The organism is Mucilaginibacter aquaedulcis (assembly GCF_030409325.1).
Classification (GTDB): Bacteria; Bacteroidota; Bacteroidia; order Sphingobacteriales; family Sphingobacteriaceae; genus Mucilaginibacter; species Mucilaginibacter aquaedulcis.
Genome location: NZ_JAUFPR010000002.1, coordinates 1,123,202 through 1,144,991 on the forward strand (window position 1 = coordinate 1,123,202; position 21,790 = coordinate 1,144,991).

Genomic DNA, 21,790 nt, shown 5'->3' on the forward strand with positions numbered 1-21,790 from the left:
TTTCTTATCAACTGCATTAGTTAAACCACGTTAGAGTATTCCACAAAATTTTCAATATCCCAAAACTTTGAAATATTGCTTCGCATCCACATTTCATCATTGTTCCACCATTTGGTATCCTGTAAATATTCTATCTGCTTATCATCAAAGCGTTTCTTGAGTAATTTTGCCGGGTTACCACCAACAATCTCATAAGCTCCTACATCTTTAACCACCACAGAGTTAGCAGTTATAATTGCCCCGTCACCTATAGTTATTCCGTCAATAATGATTGCATTAGCACATATCCACACATCATTACCTATGGTTACCCTTTTATAATTGCTGAATTTTTGCTCTTTGGTATAGTTTTTTAGATTTTTCTGATTACCGAACGTAACCGGATGAGTGCTTACAAAAACCGATGTTGGGTGTTTACCAGGAGCTATCTTTACATTTGGCCCGATAGAACAGTACTTTCCCATAGTAGTATGTTGTACATAACTAAAGCTGTTGATGTACGAAAAATCGCCCATAACACTGTTTATTACCATGCAATGGCTTCCCAGAATATTATTATGACCGAAACTGCAATTACTTACTACACTTAAATAACCTATTCTTAAATGCTTACCCCAGTTTTTCAACTGATAATTTGTTTTACATGTAAGCCACTTCAAATACTCACCCAACGGGTTTGTCATGAACGATTTGTCTATATATTGTTTCATGTTGCGTTTTAAACCTTTAGGCGTTAAAAATTCCTGTGGCTGTTTTATTAATTATTTTATCTGCCTGAACGTAAAAAGCGATTCCCATAATGATAAAAATGATCACGTTTGCCCACGTTACTCCAGCTATACCAAATGAACGGCACAGCATAACCGACAATGGAATATTTATGGCCGCACCAACCGTACTGAGATATAGTTGCAACTTTATTTTACCTACCCCATTTAAAAGCTGAACATATATTGCCTGCCATATATTAATTATGGTAAATAAGCACATGGCTATTGACAGGTTTAAAGGCACAGAGATACTTTTGCCCAACCATAAATTATAAAGCCATGGCGATATAGTAAGCAGCAACACGCAGCAAAAACTCATCCCTATCCAGAGCTTGATTATTTTGTCGATCGCGTTTTTTATCCATGTGTAATCATCCTTTATGTACGCCTCTGTAAATGCGCTCCAAAAAGGAGTTATTACCATTACAAAAAGTATAAGTACTATTGAAAAGAGTTTGTATACTACATTAAATGTGGTTACTTCTTTAGGACCAAATAATTGAGTAATTACAATATTATCTGTTTCATAAAGAACCAGGGCATTGATCTGAATAATGAAAAATCCACCGCCTACGCCTAAGAGCTCTTTGGCATGCTTAAAGTTTATATGGGCAAAACCCGGCGTTAGTGATCTGTAGTTTCCCCTGTAATACCATATGCTGCCGCCCAGCAATACCACCAAAGGCAGACCTGCAATTATGATAACCACATCAAGCAATTGACCTTGTTTTACCCGCATTAAAAATAATAGAGCCAAAAGCGAAGCTATTTGCCCGAGTAAGTTAAGGATTGCGGTTTTGGCCGGGGCCTGGTTGGCGGTTAATACATTATTAATTAGCTGTATCACAAACTGAAAGCAAAAAAACGCGAAAACAAGCAGCACCACCGTACTCAGATAGCTTGCCGGCGTATTAGGCGCATTAAGTATTTGCTGCCATTTTATGTAGGGATTTACAAAGTAAAAAATGACAAACATCAGCGTTGAGATAATAAACAATAGCGCGTAAGCCGAGCTCACATAGCTTTTGCCCGATGAAACATCCCCAAGAGAGATCATGGTGGCCAGTTTATTCCTAAGTCCGTTACCCAATCCCATATCAAACAAGCCTGCCCAGGTAATAATTGAGCTCAACGTTAACCAAATACCATATTGAGTAGGATTAATAAATTTAATAGTAAGTGGTATAAGCAATAATGAAATTGCCACACTGCCTACTTTCAATATGACCGATTGGAATACATTTTTCTTAGCTTTTATAGAACGCTCGTGTCCCTTTGAAAAAAAACTTTGAATATTACTTTGAATAGCTTGTAACATATCAACTGATTATTCGGTCACTTTTTCGGTTTTGCTAAAAAGGGATGCAATAGCATTCGGCTTTTCTTCAATGGCTTCATAACCATAGTGGCCATAACCATGGCCGTAGCCGGTTATGCTGTTCTTTTTAAGCTCAATATCATTCACTATCAAATAAAGGTGTTTGGCCTTTTTGGTCTTGTGCAAATCGTTTACAATACCCAGTTGCGATTTGTAGGTATAGTTTTGCCTAATCACATAGCAGGTAATATCTACAAACTCCTCAATGATGAGGGCATCAGATACCAGGCCTACCGGGGCGGTGTCAATAATTACATAGTCAAACCTGGTGCGCAGATCATCTATCAGGGTTTTTAACCTGTCATTCATCAGCAGCTCAGTAGGGTTTGGAGGGATGGGACCCGAAGAGATAAAAAAGAAATTCTCGTTAAAGGTTGAAGGTTTGATCAGGTTATCTATGCTATCTTCCTCATTTGAGATCACATAATTGGTAAAACCATAATCATTATCAACCCCGATATTTTTTAACAGGCGTGGCTTGCGCAAATCGAGCTCAAGCAACACCACCTTTTTGCCCGACATGGCAATAGAGTTGCCCAAGTTAAGTGATATGAATGATTTACCCTCGCCGCTCATGCTTGAGGTAAACAGGATTACGTTTGATTTTCCTTTTTCGGTTACGTATTTCAGATTGGTACGCACCGCCCTGATTTCTTCAGATATGATAGAACGAAAATCATTATATATCAATTGTTTGTTTTTGTTCACATTTCTGCTTATCTCGCCGAGTAAAGGCACGCTGGTGTGTTTTTCTATATCAGCTTTGCTGTTGATACGGATATTCAGCATTTCCTTAATACTTAAGCCAGTTACCGGTAAAAATATACCGGCAAGCAAACCTATCAGGTAAATCAATGATTGTTTTGGAGCAAAGGGTCTTTCATCACTTTCGGCACTATCTAATATGCGCACGCTTGAAAGGGTTGCGGTTTGTGAAATTGCGGTTTCTTCCCTTTTTTGAAGCAGGAATAAATACAGGTCCTGTTTAAGGCTTTGCTGCCTTGAGTAATCTAAATATATACGCTCCTTAACCGGTGCATCTGAAATTTTGCTCTGAATGGATGAGTTTTGTTTGGCAAATGCTGCCTGCGAAACCTCCAAACTGTTACGGTAGTTTTTGATACTGCCCATAAGAGATTTGCGGGCCAGTTCAATTTGCTGGTTAAGGTTTTGGATAATACTATTATTATCGGTAAGGTTTAGCTTTAATTGTTCGCGGCGCAACAGCATTTCATTGTAACCATTAATGGCCGAGCCAAATGCAACATCTTTAGTGATAAGCGAGCTTGGAACCACCTGAGGGTTATTGGCATCATTAACATAGCGGTACAGATCATTCACAACTGCCAGCTGTACCGAATTGTCGTTCAATTTATTTTGATACTGATTTGCACCTTCAACAAGCGCCTTTGACTGGGCGCTGATATCGGAGATTTTATTTTGAACCTTATACTGCTCCAGGTTTTTCTCTACCTTGTTAAGTTCGGCACCAACAACAACAAGCCGGGTGTCAATAAACTTCATGGTACTATCGGCTTTGCGTATTTTATTGGCCAGGTTGCTTTGCAGGTATAACTCCATCAGCGTTTGTAATATCAACTCGCCCCGGTCTGGATTTTGGTAACCTAATTGCAGGTTGATTACGGTAGCTTGTTTATCATCCAAACCAACGTTTAAGTTGGAAGCCAGGTCATTTTGGGCCTGTTTTACAGATTGGATCATTAATTTATAGTTGCCCGATGGTTTAAAGTATTCCGTTTTATTCAATGCAACTGTATACTGATTTAACTGAACAGGGCTACCGAATGTTCCTGTTATATCCAGATCTTCCTTACTGTTAATCAGCTGAAACTTTTCGTTGTCCAGTATTTTAACCTTGTAACCGATGGGTTTAATTTCTTTTTTGTTAAAGGTTACTGTAGCATTAAAAGGTGTTTTTTCAAACATCTCCTTACTTTGAAAACCATGCAGGCCATTATTATCAAACACATGTACGTTTAAATTAAGCTTGGCTACCACCCGGTTAAGCAAACTTGTTGATTTCAGAATCTTGACCTCGTTATCGGCATTACTTTTCATATCAAAAAGCGAAGCCAGATCTGAGTTCATGCCATTGGTGAGTGCCTTTTCGGGGGCGTTGTGATCATCTTCAACAATAACCTTACTAACAATGCTCCATTGATTAGGATAATACTGGATGTAAACGAATGAAGCAACCAGGCATACGGCAATGCTTAAAGCAAAAATATACCAATAATTGAGGCATAAAGCGATGAGCCCTCTGACGTCGCTGGGCCCTTCTTCCTTCTTGTAGGTAAAATCAAGTTTTTCGGCCAAAATGTCTGTGTTATCCATCTGTTTTCTAAATGTAAATGCAATGAGCTATAGTTATCAATTACTTATTATAAATGAATTATTGATACAGATTATATGTACCAAACTGGCAAGTAATACGATTTAAGCTATCGGAAAGTTAAGTGAAAAGCGGCCATTCAAAGGTGAAACAGCGAGAATGAACAATGTGAACGAATTTATAATTGTGAACAAAATAAACAGAGGTGATTTATTATAGCAAATATGAAATGTGCATTTTGCTGGTTTTTTGGAAATTGAACCAACCTAAAACTATAAGGAATATTTAACAATACTGAAGGCCTTAAAATGATACAGCTAAGCTGGTTTTTAGTAAAATGAGCAAAAAAAATAAGCTTTTCATTTCAAAACGAGGACTTGGTTATCCAACTACTACTAAGCAAGCATATGTATACAATTAAGTATACAATTTATTTATAACCATATAATTTCAAAATTAATATTATAATTTAAAGCTAAATACTTTACACAATACTATTAATCAATTAATTACAGCAAAACAACACATATTCATTTTATTCATTAATAAACTAAATAAATATTCAGCTATAAAATTACATACATTCATAATTATTACACTTGCAGATCAACTAAAACTTATAATGCCTGATAGGAATATCATTGTTAAAACCTAATAAATCCTATCTAAAGCATACTGATACTTTTAATAAAATGACAGCCTTTTCATCCCAGTTATTTGAATTATTAAAATCGTCTGTTTTAGCTAACTCACAACTTACCCGTATACAAGCCAGCGATTGTAAAGTGCTTTCAGTGCTTATCAAAACCAAAACCAATCAAACTGTAAGCGAAACAACTTTGAAGCGCATATATGGCTTCGCCATCAGTAAGTTTAAGCCATCGCTGTTTACTATAGATGTGCTATCAAACTATTGCGGCTACAAGGGCTGGATAGATTTTTGCGAAAAGCAGGATAAGCAATATCAGAAAACCGATCAGGAAACTATGGATTGGGATTCGCTGGCGCATAAGGCTGCAAAAATCACCAACTTCACCTTGCAGGCTCTTAAAAACAAAGCGGGTATACCATTTAATCAAAGTATACGAAGAAACTTCCTGGATAAACACTTTGATGAGTTTTTAAAAGGCGACTATTCGGCCACTGTGTTAATGGCTCCGCCGGCTTATGGCAAAACCATGGCCCTATGCCATTGGGTTGACGAAAAGCTTACTCTAAATGCTACTTCTGGAAACAATGATATTATTCTATTTTTCAGCAGCAACGCCTTAATGAATGTGCTTATCAGCGGTAAGGATTTTAATGACTGGCTGCTGGCATTATTAGGTTATACGCTGGAAGAGGATATTATAGCGCTGTTAAATAATGACAAACGTAAGGAGGGTGTTTTTTACCTGATTATTGACGGCCTTGACGATCATATGTTCAAAAACAACTGGTTCCAGCTTTTGCTTGACCAATTGATGGATATATTCTCATTTTATCAGTCATACAAATGGTTCAAATTAATTGTAACCATGCGCTCGGCAAACTGGATCAACAACCGTCACATCCTCGACTATGAACATCCGAAATGGTTTACCGGCACCATTACCGATCCATCTGTTTACAGTAACGTGCCGCTGTTTAACTTACAGGAGATAAAAGATCTTTGTTTGAAGATAAACCCCGAAATGCAGATACCTATACCTGCAGATGTGGCCCATAACTTTAACCACCCTCTTTATTTTCAGTTTTACTACAAACAGAATAAAGATAATTTTTCGCTGAGCAACATTGATCATACATCGATATACGATCTTATTTCAAATTTCATATTCAACAAAATTTACCAGGGACATTACGCTGCAGACAAAACCCTGCTTATTAAAGGCCTTATTGAAAACATGGAATTTAAAAAGCGGGAGTATGATGTAGATAAGCTAAAAGTTAATTACTTATTCGGCCAGTACAATCAGGCCTATAAAGAACTATTGGGTATAGGCTTTTTAAAAGAAACTAATAATAGCAGCAATTCAAACTTTAATACCTATGTTCAATTTGGCAATAATAACTTTTTAGAGCTTGCCATAGCTAATAAATTGTTACAGGATAATAACAATGCTTTTGATGCACAGTTAATGAAGGCAATTAACCAGCAGTTTTTAAATAATGATTTAAAGGTGCCTATACTTAAATGGGCCATTATGCATGCTATAAGAAATGGCCAGCAACAAAATTTAAACTTATTACCTAAGGCTGATCTCAATCCGAAAGAAAAATCTGAGCTGCTTGTGTTTTTAGGCGACCTGTTTAATAAAACCCCGCCCCCATCAAATCAAATCATTTCCGGATCATTAAGTGATTATTTTAGCTATGATTGCAGCGATGGGCTCTTTTATTATTTCCTGGGTCTTGAATACATCAACGTGGATTACAAAAAAACGTTGTTATCCTTATTGAAGTTCAATCTTTCAAACCGTAAAAAAATCCTTATCTACACCTCGTTGGGCATTATAGCTGCGTTTCAGTTAGATATGGCATCACTTGAAAGCTATTCGATCAAGCTCAACGGTTTTACTCATGAAGATTACCAGGAGTTTGTTTTAAGCCCGGCCGATTGCCTTACTACTATATATTACTTTTTTAAGTACGGTATAATTAAACGCGACTTCTTTGCCGCTGTTACTCGCTTTTACTTTAATCCGCCTAAACAAGCCAGCGAAAACTACAACTCCGGAGATGACCTTGTTTATTTATTAGCGGGTTACACATTAATAATTTGCCAAAAGCCACGTAAAACGCTCAGATACCTTCATTCGTTGCAACAGATACATCCTAAAAACACAGGCGAAGCCAGCAGTTTTAACTTTTTTTCAAAGATGCTGATTGCTCACTCCTTCTTTTTATTAGGAAAAACAAAGGAGCTCAAAGCCATTCATGATAACATTTCCGAATTGTTTAAAACCAAAGAAAACTCGTTTACACCATACATGAAGCAAGCGTTTTATGGTTTGAAAATTAAAAAGGCTATATTAAACCAGGAGTACAGTGCAATTCCGGGTTATATAAAATATCTAAATCAGGCATCAGAAAAATCAGGCAATAAATTTTCAAAAATATTCACCATCTATCACTTAATAAACCATTCAGGTGCTGTGGCTCATGATCCGGAACTGTATAAACAACTGGCCTACAACAATGCTAAACTCCTGCGCGAATGTGGTCTTGGCCCAGAGATCTTCACCAATCGTGAGCTTTCAGAATAATTTTCAAATCAATTGCACCCCATCTTTTTTGTTAAAACGAAATAGCGTACTCTCTCGCTGCCAAAAGCTTAACATCAAATTTCCTGGTAAGTTCAATTCAAAACACCATCCTCAAAATTACTTTTTCACGAAAACGTTTAAGATTAACTTAATGTTATTTTTAACAATTAATTAACATTAAATTTATCATAAACTAATTAGTTATACCTATATAACTGTTTACCAATAAAACCAATTATTAATCCCGTTTACAGTTAGTTCATTTTTTATCAGTTATTCATCTGATAAAAAATAAACCAGCAACAAACTGTAAACCAACGTAGTATTTTTTCAATTACAGCTAACCTGATCCTATTTAAAAAATATGAAAAACTATACCTATGCAATTTTTTATGGAAAAGTTCCAGCCTCCCAATTCAGATTCATGGTCCGAAAGTTTAATTACGGGTTAAAACGCCCCTTAGTGTTAAATATACATTAACCACCAATTAAATCAGAGTAATTAACGCTATTTAACTTATGTACACACATATATTAAATAACTATAAACCAATAATTTAAATCCAAAATCACATCCAGCTATGAAACAGTAAAAGTATTTATTATGCCAAAAAAGCTAATGTTCAATTGATGATTTGCTAACATAAGCATCATTCCTTTGCAGCCGGAAATAATTGATTTCCATAGTTCTATTATGTCAACATTTATTTAATCTCTTCATGAAAAAAGTTTACCCTTCTTTTTCAAAGAATCTCCCTCAATTTTACAGACACAGTTTGCTGATAGCATTTGTTCTGTTATTGTCAGCCCTATCGGCCTTCGCACAAACCAGAACCATAAAAGGAACTGTTACCGACGAAACCAACGCTCCTTTGCCTGGTGTAGTGGTAACTGTTAAAAGTTCTGGCAGGGCAGCCACTACCAATGGTAACGGTAGTTATACAGTTACCGTAAATGGGCCAAATGATGTTTTGAAATTCACATTCTTAGGTTCAGTACCTAAAGAAGTTGTTGTTGATGGCAAGCCATTAATTAATGTTACCCTGGTAACTGATACTAAACAGCTAAAAGATGTTGTAGTAATTGGTTACGGTACAGCAAGCCGTAAAGATGTAACCGGTGCTATCACCTCAGTAAAAGCTGAAGATTTTAACGCTGGTGTATTAACCACCCCTGCCGAGTTATTACAAGGTAAAGTGGCCGGTTTAAACATCACCAAAAGTGGCGACCCTAACAAACAACCATCAACTATTTTAAGGGGTCCATCTACCCTGCGTGATGATCCTAAGGCTCAACAGCCATTTTATGTAATTGATGGTGTACCAGGAGCATCGATTGACCTGTTGGCTCCGGCTGATATTGAGAGTATCGATGTATTAAAAGATGCCTCCTCAACCGCAATTTATGGTTCACGCGCTGCAAACGGTGTAATCATCGTTACAACCCGCAAAGCCAAACCAGGGCAAACAAGGTTAAATTACAGCGCCTACGGAGCTGTTGAAAACGTATCAAAAAATATTGATGTACTTACCGGCGACGAACTGCGTAAATACTTAACTGACAATGGCGTACCTAAACTGAGTGCAGCAGACGACGATGGTTCAAATACCAACTGGCAAAAGCTTGCTGAAAGAACCGGTTATTCGCAAAACCATAACCTTTCTTATGCAGGTGCAGGTACCAATTCAGAATATGGTGCAAGCGTAAATTATTTAAAAAACAATGGTATATTAAAAAATACAAGTTTAGAACGTACCATTTACAAAGGCTTTATTAACCAGCGTTTTTTTAATGACCGTTTAAAACTGGGCATTACACTTACCAACAGTGTTACTAAAAACAATGATATATTCCAAAGCCAGGTATTGTCAGGTATCTTATTCTACTTACCAACAGTAAGTCCATTTAACGCTGATGGTACTTATAAAGAAAATTATACCCGTACCGGTAGCGGTCCTTTGAATCCGTTATCATTGATTGACAACAACTTTACTAAAACAGAGAACAACAAAACACTGATCAATGGCTTTGCCTCTGTTGACATCTTAAAAGGTTTAAAGTTCACCATCACAGGATCAACCCAAAAGGAACAAAATAACGTTAATACCTATTCAACCAGCCAATCAGGCATATTTGTTAACGCGGGTGGTGTAGCTGTGCGCAGTGCTTACACCAATACCAGTAACGTAGTGGAAGGTTATTTTAACTATGATCGTGTTTTTGGTCAGCACTCCCTGAAATTATTAGGTGGTTATTCTTATCAGCAGGATCGTAACGGTGATGGCTTTGGTGTACAAACACAAGGATTTTCAAACGATGCTTTAACTTATAATTACTTAGCATTCTCCAACCCTACCCAGCTTTCACAAATTATTTTTAATCCGGCTTATAACATAAACGGTACCACCCCGGCTACCTATATCTCAACCTTGAGGTTAATATCTTTTTACACACGTGCCCAATACCAGTTTGCCGATAAATATTTATTACAGGCTTCTATCAGGGAAGACGGTTCATCAGCATTTGGTCTTAACAATCGCCATGGTTACTTCCCGGCTGCTTCTGCGGGTTGGAAGATCATCAGCGAAGATTTCATGAAATCTGTACCGGTGATCAGTGATTTAAAATTAAGAGCTGGTTATGGTGTATCAGGTAACAGCTTAGGATTTGATGCCTTTACCGCTCAGCTTATTTACGGTGTTCCTCCAGGTGGCGGTAAATTTTTAAGTAATGGCAACGTGATTAACCCTATAGGACCAGTACGTAATGATAATCCGGACTTGAAATGGGAAAGTACTGCTACAACAAACATCGGTTTAGATTTTGGTATCTTCAACAACCGTATTACCGGCTCGGTTGATTACTACATCAAGAAAACCTCCGATCTGATCACTACCCTTCAGGTATCAACCACCCAATATTTTTACCAGTATTTAACTGCTAACGTTGGTAAAATGAAAAACAGTGGTGTTGAGGTAATATTAAATGCTATACCTGTAAAAACGGGCGATTTTACCTGGCGCACCTCTTTAAACTTTTCACATAATAAAAACATGGTGCAAAGTTTATCACAAGGCGGCCTGGCTCTTCCATACATTCAAACTGCTCAATTAGGCGGTAAAGGCCAGTCTGGTAATTATAGCCAGATCATACAGCCAGGTTATGCCCTTGGTACTTTTGATCTGTGGCACTATTTAGGTAAAAATGGCAACGGTGTAAGTACTTATGAAAAAGCCGACGGATCAACAACTGCTGCACAGCCACTTACTACAGATCAATTTATTAAATATGATGCTCAACCTAAGCTTATTTATGGCTGGAGCAACAGCTTCTTTTACAAAAACTTTGATCTGAACTTCCTGGTGCGTGGTGTATATGGCAACAAAATCCTGAACGCTACATTAGCTTCATTAAACAACCCTGCCGATTCAAAACTGCAAAACATACCAAGATATACCTTAGGCGAATCATTTAAAGATATCAATGCTTACCTGATCTCTGATCGTTTCCTGGAAAGCGGTTCATACCTGCGTCTGGATAACGCCACTATAGGATATACCATTAAACCACACATACAGGCTATTAAGAGCTTACGTTTTTATGCTTCAGGCAATAACATTTTCATCATCACCAAATACCGCGGTGTTGATCCGGAAATTGATATGGGAGGCTTAACCCCTGGAATTGATAACAGGAATTTTTATCCTAAAACACGCACTTTCAGCTTAGGTTTAAACGCATCATTTTAATAACAGTTAAACAAATAAAAATGAAAAAGATATTCTCAATATGTGCCGCCGTAGTTGTGATCATGGGCACATTATCCTCTTGTACGAAACTGGATGTACCCGTTGAGTCGCAATACGTAAAATCAAACTTCCCGGTAACCGATGCAGATTATACCGCTTTATTGGGTACCATTTATTCTAACCTGTCATCAAGCTACGCAGTACCTTACTGGCGTATGCAGGACATGTCAACCGATGAGGCAATTTTACCGGCCCGTGATGGTAACTTTGATGATGGTGGTCAGTACAGACAATTACACTACCACACCTGGACCTTTGACCACCCTAACGTAATTGGTGTATGGCAATGGGGTTTTGGCGGTATAAATTCATGTAACCGCATCATGAGCGTAATTAACTCATCATCATCATCGGCTGCTAAAAAGGCAAGTTCAATTGCCGAGGTTAGAGCAATGCGCGCCCTTTACATGTATTTCATGATGGATCTGTACGGCAACGTACCAATCATTACTGATTTCCCGGTAGTTGGCCAACCCGCAACACAACCGCGTGCTAAAGTATATGCCTTTATTGAAAGCGAATTAAAAGCTGTTTTACCTTTATTACCGGCCAAAAGCAGCAATGCCACAATAAACGTATCACAGTATGGCCGCCCTACCAAGGGTATGGTATTTGCCTTACTTGCAAAAATGTATCTGAACTCAGGTGTATATACCGGCACAAACCGTTACCAGGAAACAGTAACTATGTGCGATAGCGTACAGGCAAATACCAACTATTACCTGGATGCAAAATACAGGGATATATTTTTACCAACTAATGGCCCGCAGATCAACGAAACCATATTTGCCGTTCCTTATGACCAGCAGATACCAGGTAACCAGTTTACCCGTTTCGGTTTCTTTTATTACCTGGTACAAGCCTATGGTTTTAACGTAGGTTTAAGTATTGCCATGAGCACCACGCCTGAGTTTTACAACCGCTTTAACATCCCTGGTGACGACCGTACTAAAACATGGCTGGCCGGTCCGCAATATTATCCTGATGGCAATGGCGGTTTTACTAACCAACCTGTTTACTATCCGGCGCCGTATGCCACCACCCAGATCAATCTAATTCCTACGCTAACACTTACCGGTTTAAAACCAATGGACCTGGGTAATGATGTGCTTACTTCACAATCAGAGGGTGTAAGATCAATCAAATACTACCCGGATGTTAATATTATCCAGGCCACACGTTTAAACAGTAATGACGTTCCGGTATTCCGTTTAGCCGATATTTACCTGATGAAAGCTGAGGCTTTATTACGTGGAGCAACAGCAACCGCTATAAACGGCGAAACACAAACTCCATTAACCCTGGTAAACAAACTGCGTACACGTGCCCATGCAGAGGCTGCCACCACTGTTGATCTTGATGTATTATTAGATGAGCGTGCACGTGAGCTTTCATGGGAAGCTTGGCGCCGTAATGACCTGATCCGCTATGGTCAGTTTGAAAAAGAGTACCTTTTACCGGTAGCTGGTGGAAAAGCTGATGATCTGAAAATGAATACAGATCCAACCAGAAGGTTATATCCTATTCCGTCAACAGAGTTAAAAACCAATCCGAACCTGGTTCAAAACCCTGGTTATTAATAGGGTAATACAGTATAGAAAGGGGCTGCTTAATAGGCAGCCCCTTTTTTTATTTACAGAAAATTAATATCGATAATCAATTTATTAACGATGGGCTAACACTCAAAACACACTTAAAAAGTAATTTTATACCAACAAAAACAATTATCGATGCAAGCAGCAAGCTTTTGCCTAAAGCACCTGAAATTATTTTTATCCGCTCTTCTGGTATTATCTGCCCTTCATTGCTACCCTCAAAATATTCCGTTGGTTAATGCCTTTGCCCATAATGATTATTGGCACAAGCGCCCCTTGTATGACGCTTTGGATAATGGGTATACACATATTGAGGCTGATATATACCTGCGGCACGGGAAACTGATTGTGGCCCATTTGCTCCCCCTTTTTAAAAGGCACCGAACGTTGGAGCGCCTTTACCTTGATCCGTTAGCAGCCTGCATTAACAGTTCAAATGGTTTGGCGCCACGCATAGTTTCTCCCCTCATGCTGATGATCGACATTAAATCAGATGCCGATAAAACTTACCAGGCCCTTTCGGCCCTGCTTGAAAACTACAAAGACATTTTATCGGGTTATGAAAACGGCGTATTTGTAAAGCGTCAGTTAACCGTTGTAATAACCGGACACAAACCATTTGAAACTCTTAAAAAGCAACAAAACCGGTTGGCATTTATTGATGAAGACCTAATGAGTGTACAGAAGGATACCTCGTCTGCAAATGTTTATCAAACCGCCAGCTGTAAATATTCAAAAATTGTAAACTGGAGCGGTACCGGTTCGTTTCCGGTTTTACAAAAGCAACGCCTGTGCAAATATGTAAGTATGGCACACCGGTATGGTAAAAAGGTAAGGCTATGGGCGTCGCCCGAAAACCCGGTTGTTTGGAACGAGCTATTGGAATGTGGTGTGGATCTGATCAATACTGATAAACTTCCTGAGTTAAAAGACTTTCTGACCAAACGTATTGCCTTCTCGGCAAATGTAAAATAAATAACAATAATGTTTTTTGTTTAAACATTAACTTCAAACTGCCTTAATGCATACTTAATTATATCATAACCTAAACTTAGCGTTATTTAAAAGCAGCATCCTTACTTTTAATTTATTGTGATAACTTATTATTAATAAGAATATGATAATAGCAACTCATATCCCTGTTAGCACAGTATGTAACGCCAAAAATATTTGCCTTGTTCAACAATTAGTGATCAAACTATAAATGCAGAAAATACTGTTTATTACCGGCTCTGTAAACCAAACATTACAAATGCACCAGATAGCAGCAGAACTCTCCGAGTTCGATTGCTGGTTTAGCCAATTATTTACAGACAATAGTATCCTGAACTTCCTGATCAACAATACCACCTTGCTCAATGGCACGGTATTATCAAACTATTATCGTACCAATTCTGAAAAATACCTGCATCAGCACGGCTTGCAAATTGATTATGGCGCAAAATTAAACCAGTATGATCTGGTTGTTTTTTGTTCAGATTTATTGGTACCCATGCGCATGCGCGCTACCAAAACCATATGGGTGCAGGAAGGTATGGTTGATAAATATACGCTGATGAGCAAGCTGGTGAAAGCCTTAAAGCTTCCTCCTTTCCTGTGCGGTAATACTTCGTTAAACGGCTCATCAAACGTATGCGATATTTACTGCACGGCATCTGAAGGCTATAAACAATACTTTGTAAAAACCGGAACCGAAAATCATAAGATAGCCGTTACCGGCATGCCCAATTATGATAACCTGCAGCAATTTTTAGATAATGACTTTCCGCACCATAACTATGTAATGGTGGCTACCACCGATATGCGCGAAACTTATCGTTTTGAAAACCGGCGCGCCTTTATAAAAAGTGCTGTGAAAATTGCCGCTGGCAGACCATTACTATTTAAACTGCACCCCAACGAGGATGCAGAACGTGCCGAGCGCGAGATCCGCAGGTTTGCACCGGCAGATACCCTGATCTATAAAACAGGCAATACCAACCACATGATAGCTAATTGCTGCGAGTTGATTACCCAGTATTCAACCGTGGTGTATACCGGCATAGCGCTGGGCAAAAAAGTGCATTCCTGGTTTAATGTGGATGAATTAATGAAACTCGCGCCCAACCAGAACGGTGGCGTTTCGGCAAGCAAGATAGCGCAGATATGTAAAGCCTATATCAGGCACAATGGCAAATCGGATAATTTCGATCTGCAGAGAATAGTGAATAAGAAAGCTCGCCCGGTATATGCGGAGCAGCTTGTGGCCAATTACTAATATTTATACCATGGCAGCTAAGATAGTGATCATAGTACAGGCGCGTATGGCATCAAGCCGCCTACCAGGTAAAGTAATGTTACAGGTGCTGGGCAAAAGCATTTTGGCCCTCATGATCGAGCGCCTGCAGATGATAAAACACCAGGCCACAATAGTAATTGCAACTTCGGTTAATGCCGAAGATGATATTATTGAACAGGAAGCAAACCTATTAAACATCCCTTGTTACAGAGGTAGCCAGAACAACCTGCTCGAGCGTCATTACCGTACGGCCTTGCTTCATGATGCTGATGTTGTATTAAAAATTCCTTCAGACTGTCCACTGATTGATCCGCATATTATTGACCGTGTGCTCACGTACTTTCTTGAACACGAAACCGAATTTGATTACGTAAGCAACCTGCACCCGGCAACGTATCCCGATGGCAATGACGTAGAGATCATGACCATGTCTTGCTTAAAACGAGCTTGGGAAAATGCAGCTAAACCATTAGAGCTTGAGCATACCACCCCATATATATGGGAAAATCCACAACAGTTTAATATGGGTAACGTAAGCTGGGAAACCGGCCTGGATTATTCCATGTCGCACCGTTTCACGATTGATTACCAGGAAGATTACCTGTTTATTAAACGTGTATTTGAGGAGCTTTACCCTATAAATAAAAGTTTTACATGTAATGACATTCTCGACCTGCTTAACCGCGATCCTGAAATTTACCAGATCAATGCCCAATATGCAGGTGTTAACTGGTATCGTCATCATTTAAACGAATTAAAAACCATCAATCCGGAGCAAACCAGGCAAACAGCCGGATAGGTACTGAACACTAAATACCCCAAAACATCATAACCAGTGAAAAACAACACAAATCAATACCAGGATACAGAGGCCATTGCCCTGAAAGTTAGAGAGCACATTGTTCGCATGTCAACAGACGGCGGCTGTTTTACCGGAGCATCACTTTCGGCTGTAGATCTTATTGTATACCTCTATACCGATTTTTTAGACATCACACCCTTCAATTTAAATGATCCTAACCGCGATTACCTTTTCCTCTCCAAAGGGCACGATGTACCGGCACTTTACGGCACATTGGCCGAATTAGGTTTTATAGAAAAAGAGAGGTTGCAAAAACACCTTTCGTTAGATGATCATATTTACTGGCACCCTAACAGGCATATCCCCGGTGTTGAATTTCATTCGGGCTCATTAGGACACCTCCCCTCTGTGGCCTTAGGTGTGGCTATGGATCTGAAGATAAGTGGCAGTGATAATAAAGTGATCTGCATTATGGGTGATGGTGAATTAAACGAAGGCACCTGCTGGGAGGCCGTTCTGGTAGCCAATGCCTATGCTTTAGACAACCTCATTTTCGTGATCGACCGTAATCATTTCCAGGCCAATATGCGTACCGAAGACCTGATACCGCTTGAACCGCTCATTGAAAAATTTGAATCATTTGGCGCTGCAGTTAAGCGTGTAAACGGTCATAGCTATACCGAGTTGCACGAGGCTTTCAGCGCGTATCCTTTCAAAACCGGAAAGCTTAACGTGGTGATTGCCGATACCATCAGAGGTAAAGGCCTGCCAAGTATTCAGGAACGTGCCGACCGCTGGTTCTGCAATTTTTCTGCAAATGAGATTGAGCAGCTTTTACAGGAACTCCATGGCCAGCATATAAGCGACCTAACATCAGAAACCCTAATTGTAAGATAAGCCATGAGCTATGAAGAATTATTAACGGAAACAGCCTTAAACAACGAACAGATTATAGTGATGACGGCCGAAAATCGCGCGCTGGTACGTAACCTGCCCGCTGTTTTGGGCAAACGTTTTATTGATACCGGTATCACCGAGCAAACCATGATAGGCGCAGCAGCCGGTTTAGCATTACGCAGGCGCATCCCGGTAGTACATGCACTGGCCGCATTTTTAACTATGCGCGCGTTTGAGTTTGTACGTACCGATCTGGGTATTGCTAATTTACCTGCCAAACTGAGCGGTTTTATACCCGGCTTTTTATCTGACGCTAACGGCCCTACGCACCAGGCTATTGAAGACATTTCCATTATGCGGGGTATTCCCAATGTAACCGTATTTGCTCCCGCAGATGAGGACGATCTGATAAAAATGCTGCCGCAGATCTGGAATTCCCCTAACCCGGCTTACACGCGCATCAATACCCGTAAAACTACCTATGAGCATGAGCCATTTGAATTAGGCAAAGCCGAAGTTGTAGCCACCGGCAGCGATGTAACCATTTTAACCTACGGGCTGATGTTTGAGCAGGCGTTGATTGCTGTTGACATATTGCAAAACGAAGGCCTTTCTGTTGGTTTGGTGAATATGCGCAGCCTTAAACCGGTTGATGAAGCCATCATATTACAGGTTGCTGCCAGCAGTAATCTGATAGTTACTCTTGAAGATCATTTTTTAACAGGCGGCCTGTACACCATTGTAGCCGAAGTACTGCTGCAATATCAAACCACGGCCAAAGTGATGCCTATTGCCCTGAAAGAAAACTGGTTCAGACCGGCATTATTGCAGGATGTATTACAAAACGAAGGGTTTACTGGTAAACAAATAGCCGAAAGGATATTGGGTTATCAAACAGGGCATAGCCAACCATTTATCACCACACAGGAATTTTCAGAATAAATATTACCATCATGGCAAATAAGATACAGTTAAGCAACAATTACCCAAATATCAGCGAGTCGGATAAATTATATGAGCGTGCTTTAAAGGTTCAAAAACCGGTTACGCAAACGCTGGCCAAAGGTCCGGGTCAGTTTAGTAAAGGCGTGGCACCTAAATATTTGGTTAAAGGTAAAGGGGCACATGTTTGGGATGTGGATGGTAATGAATACATTGATTACAATTCGGCCATTGGCCCCATCTCCTTAGGTTACGCCTACCCTGCTGTTGACGAGGCTATACGCACACAATTGAATGATGGCATCACCTTTTCGCTGATGCACCCGCTTGAAGTTGAACTTTCCGAGCTGGTACAGCAAGTGATACCCAACGCCGAGGCCGTTAAAATTGCCAAAACAGGTGCCGATGTTTGTTCGGCAGCCATACGTGTGGCTCGTGCCTTTACTGGCCGCGACAAAGTGTTTTGCTGCGGTTACCATGGCTGGCATGATTGGTATATCGGCATTACCAGCCGCAACGCGGGCATCCCGGAGGCTATACAGGAACTTACCTACACTTTTGAGTATAATGATATTGAATCAATAAAAGCAGCGCTTGACGGAACCGTAGCTGCCCTGATACTGGAGCCTTTTATTTTTGAGGCACCCAAACCTGGCTTTTTGCAGCAGCTTGCCGAGGCCTGTCGTGAAAATGGAACGCTGCTCATCTTTGATGAAATGTGGACAGGGTTCCGTATCGCGTTGGGTGGTGCACAGGAATATTTTGGCGTTAAGGCCGATCTGGCTGTTTTCTCCAAAGCCTGTGCCAATGGCATGCCGATAGCCTTGCTCACCGGTCGTGCCGATGTAATGGAATTGTTTAATTCGGAAGTATTTAGCTATACCACCTTTGGCGGCGAAGCTTTATCGCTGGCAGCCTGTGTTGCCACTATTAATGAGTTGCGCGATAAAAATGTAGCTCAATACCTTGATCAGAATGGTGCATTATTAAAAGATGGTTATAACCAAATTGCCATATCAATGGGTATGGATCAGTATACCCGCTGCATTGGTTACAATTGCCGCAGCATGGTAACTTTTACCCCTGAAGCTGGTAACGCGTTAGAATTAAAAACGCTGATGCAGCAGGAAATGATAAAACGCGGTATACTTTGGGCCGGTTTCCACAACATGTGTTTCAGCCATACTTCTGAAGATATTGATTACACCCTTCTGGCATATCGTGATGTATTGGCGGTAGTTAAAGAAGCTATTTTAAGCGGCGATGTAAAAAGTTATTTAAAAGGTGAAGTGCTGGAAGCCGTTTTCCGTAAGGTGAGCAATTACAACATAAAGCCCAAAACTGCTGCGCTGTAACTATGGAACTATTTTCATTACAAGGCAAAACAGCAATAGTGACCGGAGCTTTGGGCCTCATAGGGCAAAAGCATTGTGAAGCACTTGCCTTAGCCGGAGCCAATGTAGTAGCTGCAGATATTGACGAGAAAAAGGTAGAAGCCTTTGCCGCAGGATTAGGCGAGCAACACGGCGGTCTCCGGATTGATGTTACTAATAAGCACTCATTAGAGCTGGCGCGAGATCAAATACTAACCCGATATGGCAGTATTGATATATTGGTAAATAATGCAGCCATTAATGATATGTTTGAAAACCCGGCTTTGGCAAAAGAGCTATCAGCATTTGAAAACTATCCGCTGCAAGCCTTTCAACAATCACTTAATGTTAATATAACCGGGGTTTTCCTATGCTCGCAGGTATTTGGTACGGTGATGGCTCAGCAGGGCTCGGGCAGTATCATTAATGTGGCGTCAACCTACGGCATGGTAGGGCCAGATCAGTCAATATACAGGAATCAGCAAGGCGAGCAGGATTTTTATAAATCAGCCGCTTATCCGGTTACCAAGGGGGCGGTTATCAACTTTACCCGCTTTTTGGCCGCTTACTGGGGCAATAAAGGGGTACGGGTGAATACCCTGTCGCCGGGAGGTGTGGAGAACAACCAGAACGAATTTTTTGTTGAGAATTACTCAGCAAAAACATTGTTGGGACGCATGGCCAAATCAACTGATTACCAGGGCGCTCTTATATTTTTAGCAAGCGAAGCATCTGCTTACATGACCGGAGCCAACCTCGTGGTTGATGGCGGATGGACAGCAATATAGAAATGGTATCAAGTAGTTAGTATCAGGTATCAAGACTTTGTATGTCTTATATTTGAATATCTTATTATTACCTAATACTAATTACTTCATACCTGATACTAACTACTTGATACTATTTAAACTATGCCACAGGAAAAACTGCTCACCATTACCACCACCATACTGGTTTTATGGGTAATTATGATCATTACCCTGGAACGGATAATACCCTACCGTAAAGGGCTAAAATTTTTCAGGGAGGGTTTCTGGATAGATCTGGTATGGTACACGCTCATACAAAGTTATTTTTTAAAGATCTTTATCTTTGATTATCTCATAGCGCCGGTTCAGCATCATTTTAACTGGTCGGCTATTCAGTTTGTGAAAAACTGGCCAGTTGCCGTGCAGGTATTATTTTTCCTTGTTACACATGATCTGTACATATATCTTTTCCATCGGCTTCAACACCGCAGCAAGTTACTTTGGCGCACCCACGAGGCGCACCATTCAGGTAAGGAAGTTGATTTTTTATCAGGTTCGCGGTCGCATATTGTCGAGATCATTATCAACCAAACCATAGAGTTCGCGCCTATTATACTGCTTGGCGCCGATCCGGCTGTGATACCTATTAAAGCTTTGCTGGATGCCATGTTTGGCATGTTCATTCACGGTAATATCAGAGTGAATCTTGGCAAGCTAAAATATATCATCAACACGCCCGAATTGCATTTATGGCACCATGCCAACTACATTGAGGTTTTTCACGCCAACTTCGCTACTAAATTTGCCATCTGGGATCATCTATTGGGTACAGCTTACAACCCGGGTCATGCTCCCGGTAACGAACGGGAAAACTGGGGCCTGGGATATGAATATCCGAGAGATTACTTTTTGCAGCACGCTTTTTCGGTAAAGCGTTTTGATGAAAACAAACTATTGAAATATAAATGGTTTGACCGTTATTATAATTTAAGACCCGCCCTGCTTTCGGTATTTTTTAAGTTATGGAAAAAGGATGATCTAAAACCAGATGCTATCCATCAGCCCGGGATATCAAAAACAATATTAACACATCAACAGCAAGAAGAAATTTTGCAATAATCCATAAACATTGGCCTGGATATACATCATTATAGCAGCAGTATTTGAAACCGCATGGACGTTTTCGGTTAAGTACTTTAAATTAAGCGATCTCAAATTGCTTACCTGGCATAACTTTTACCGGGTTAATATCAGTTTCCCACTAATGGCCCCGTTGCTGGGTTATATCCTATTCGGAGTATGTAATGTATACTTCTTTTCACTGGCTATCAAAGAGCTCTCTACAGCAACAGCCTACGCTATATGGACAGCTGCCACATTGGTGTTGATAAAAGTGGCAGAGATGGCATTTTTTAACAAAAGCATTTCATGGGCTGAGGCATTCTTCATCTCCCTGATCATGATAGGAATCATGGGTCTTAAGTTTTCAGTATCGCACATCAACCAGGTGCCCTGACTGACTTGTGAGACTACTGGATTTGTAGGACTTTAAGACTCTTTTAGAATAAAACACAAAAGATTTCTCTTAACCATTTT

15 protein-coding genes are annotated in these 21,790 nt (G+C 40.0%); 12 read left to right on the forward strand and 3 right to left on the reverse strand.

The features are described from left to right. Positions 1-20: 20 nt before the first annotated feature. From QWZ01_RS09250 to QWZ01_RS09260, 3 genes are read right to left on the reverse strand one after another with little or no spacing between them, the layout of a single operon-like run. On the reverse strand, positions 21-710 hold the full coding sequence (locus tag QWZ01_RS09250; RefSeq protein ID WP_290323023.1) for a CatB-related O-acetyltransferase: 690 nt from the start codon (positions 708-710) through the stop codon (positions 21-23). A 16-nt stretch (positions 711-726) separates the two neighbouring features. Beyond that, complete coding sequence (locus QWZ01_RS09255) at positions 727-2,088, reverse strand: lipopolysaccharide biosynthesis protein (RefSeq protein ID WP_290323024.1); 1,362 nt, start codon at positions 2,086-2,088, stop codon at positions 727-729. A gap of 9 nt (positions 2,089-2,097) precedes the next feature. Continuing rightward, on the reverse strand, positions 2,098-4,503 hold the full coding sequence (locus tag QWZ01_RS09260) for a GumC family protein (protein ID WP_290323025.1): 2,406 nt from the start codon (positions 4,501-4,503) through the stop codon (positions 2,098-2,100). Between the two features lie 690 nt (positions 4,504-5,193). Between QWZ01_RS09260 and QWZ01_RS09265 the strand changes: the two genes are divergently transcribed. From QWZ01_RS09265 to QWZ01_RS09320, 12 genes are all read left to right on the forward strand, one after another. Then, a complete protein-coding gene (locus tag QWZ01_RS09265; protein ID WP_290323026.1) occupies positions 5,194-7,749 on the forward strand; it encodes a hypothetical protein in 2,556 nt (851 codons plus the stop codon). A gap of 719 nt (positions 7,750-8,468) precedes the next feature. Continuing rightward, positions 8,469-11,498, forward strand: a complete 3,030-nt coding sequence (locus QWZ01_RS09270; protein WP_290323027.1) for a SusC/RagA family TonB-linked outer membrane protein — start codon at positions 8,469-8,471, stop codon at positions 11,496-11,498. Positions 11,499-11,518: 20 nt separating this feature from the next. Next, positions 11,519-13,138: a RagB/SusD family nutrient uptake outer membrane protein gene (locus tag QWZ01_RS09275; RefSeq protein ID WP_290323028.1), complete on the forward strand. Its 1,620-nt coding sequence runs from the start codon at positions 11,519-11,521 to the stop codon at positions 13,136-13,138. 150 nt (positions 13,139-13,288) lie between these two features. Further along, complete coding sequence (locus QWZ01_RS09280; RefSeq protein ID WP_290323029.1) at positions 13,289-14,128, forward strand: phosphatidylinositol-specific phospholipase C/glycerophosphodiester phosphodiesterase family protein; 840 nt, start codon at positions 13,289-13,291, stop codon at positions 14,126-14,128. A 229-nt stretch (positions 14,129-14,357) separates the two neighbouring features. Continuing rightward, on the forward strand, positions 14,358-15,410 hold the full coding sequence (locus tag QWZ01_RS09285) for a glycosyltransferase family protein (protein ID WP_290323030.1): 1,053 nt from the start codon (positions 14,358-14,360) through the stop codon (positions 15,408-15,410). Between the two features lie 10 nt (positions 15,411-15,420). Next, on the forward strand, positions 15,421-16,230 hold the full coding sequence (locus QWZ01_RS09290; protein ID WP_290323031.1) for a cytidylyltransferase domain-containing protein: 810 nt from the start codon (positions 15,421-15,423) through the stop codon (positions 16,228-16,230). A gap of 36 nt (positions 16,231-16,266) precedes the next feature. Then, positions 16,267-17,130, forward strand: a complete 864-nt coding sequence (locus tag QWZ01_RS09295; RefSeq protein ID WP_290323032.1) for a transketolase — start codon at positions 16,267-16,269, stop codon at positions 17,128-17,130. Positions 17,131-17,133: 3 nt separating this feature from the next. Then, positions 17,134-18,072: a transketolase family protein gene (locus QWZ01_RS09300; RefSeq protein ID WP_290323033.1), complete on the forward strand. Its 939-nt coding sequence runs from the start codon at positions 17,134-17,136 to the stop codon at positions 18,070-18,072. Positions 18,073-18,083: 11 nt separating this feature from the next. Then, on the forward strand, positions 18,084-19,427 hold the full coding sequence (locus tag QWZ01_RS09305) for an aminotransferase class III-fold pyridoxal phosphate-dependent enzyme (RefSeq protein ID WP_290323034.1): 1,344 nt from the start codon (positions 18,084-18,086) through the stop codon (positions 19,425-19,427). A gap of 2 nt (positions 19,428-19,429) precedes the next feature. Then, positions 19,430-20,233 carry an SDR family oxidoreductase gene (locus tag QWZ01_RS09310; RefSeq protein WP_290323035.1) on the forward strand — a complete coding sequence of 268 codons (804 nt, stop codon included), beginning with the start codon at positions 19,430-19,432 and terminating at the stop codon, positions 20,231-20,233. Between the two features lie 123 nt (positions 20,234-20,356). After that, on the forward strand, positions 20,357-21,313 hold the full coding sequence (locus QWZ01_RS09315; protein WP_290323036.1) for a sterol desaturase family protein: 957 nt from the start codon (positions 20,357-20,359) through the stop codon (positions 21,311-21,313). Positions 21,314-21,323: 10 nt separating this feature from the next. After that, positions 21,324-21,710: a DMT family transporter gene (locus tag QWZ01_RS09320; protein ID WP_290323037.1), complete on the forward strand. Its 387-nt coding sequence runs from the start codon at positions 21,324-21,326 to the stop codon at positions 21,708-21,710. The last annotated feature ends 80 nt before the right edge of the window (positions 21,711-21,790 follow it).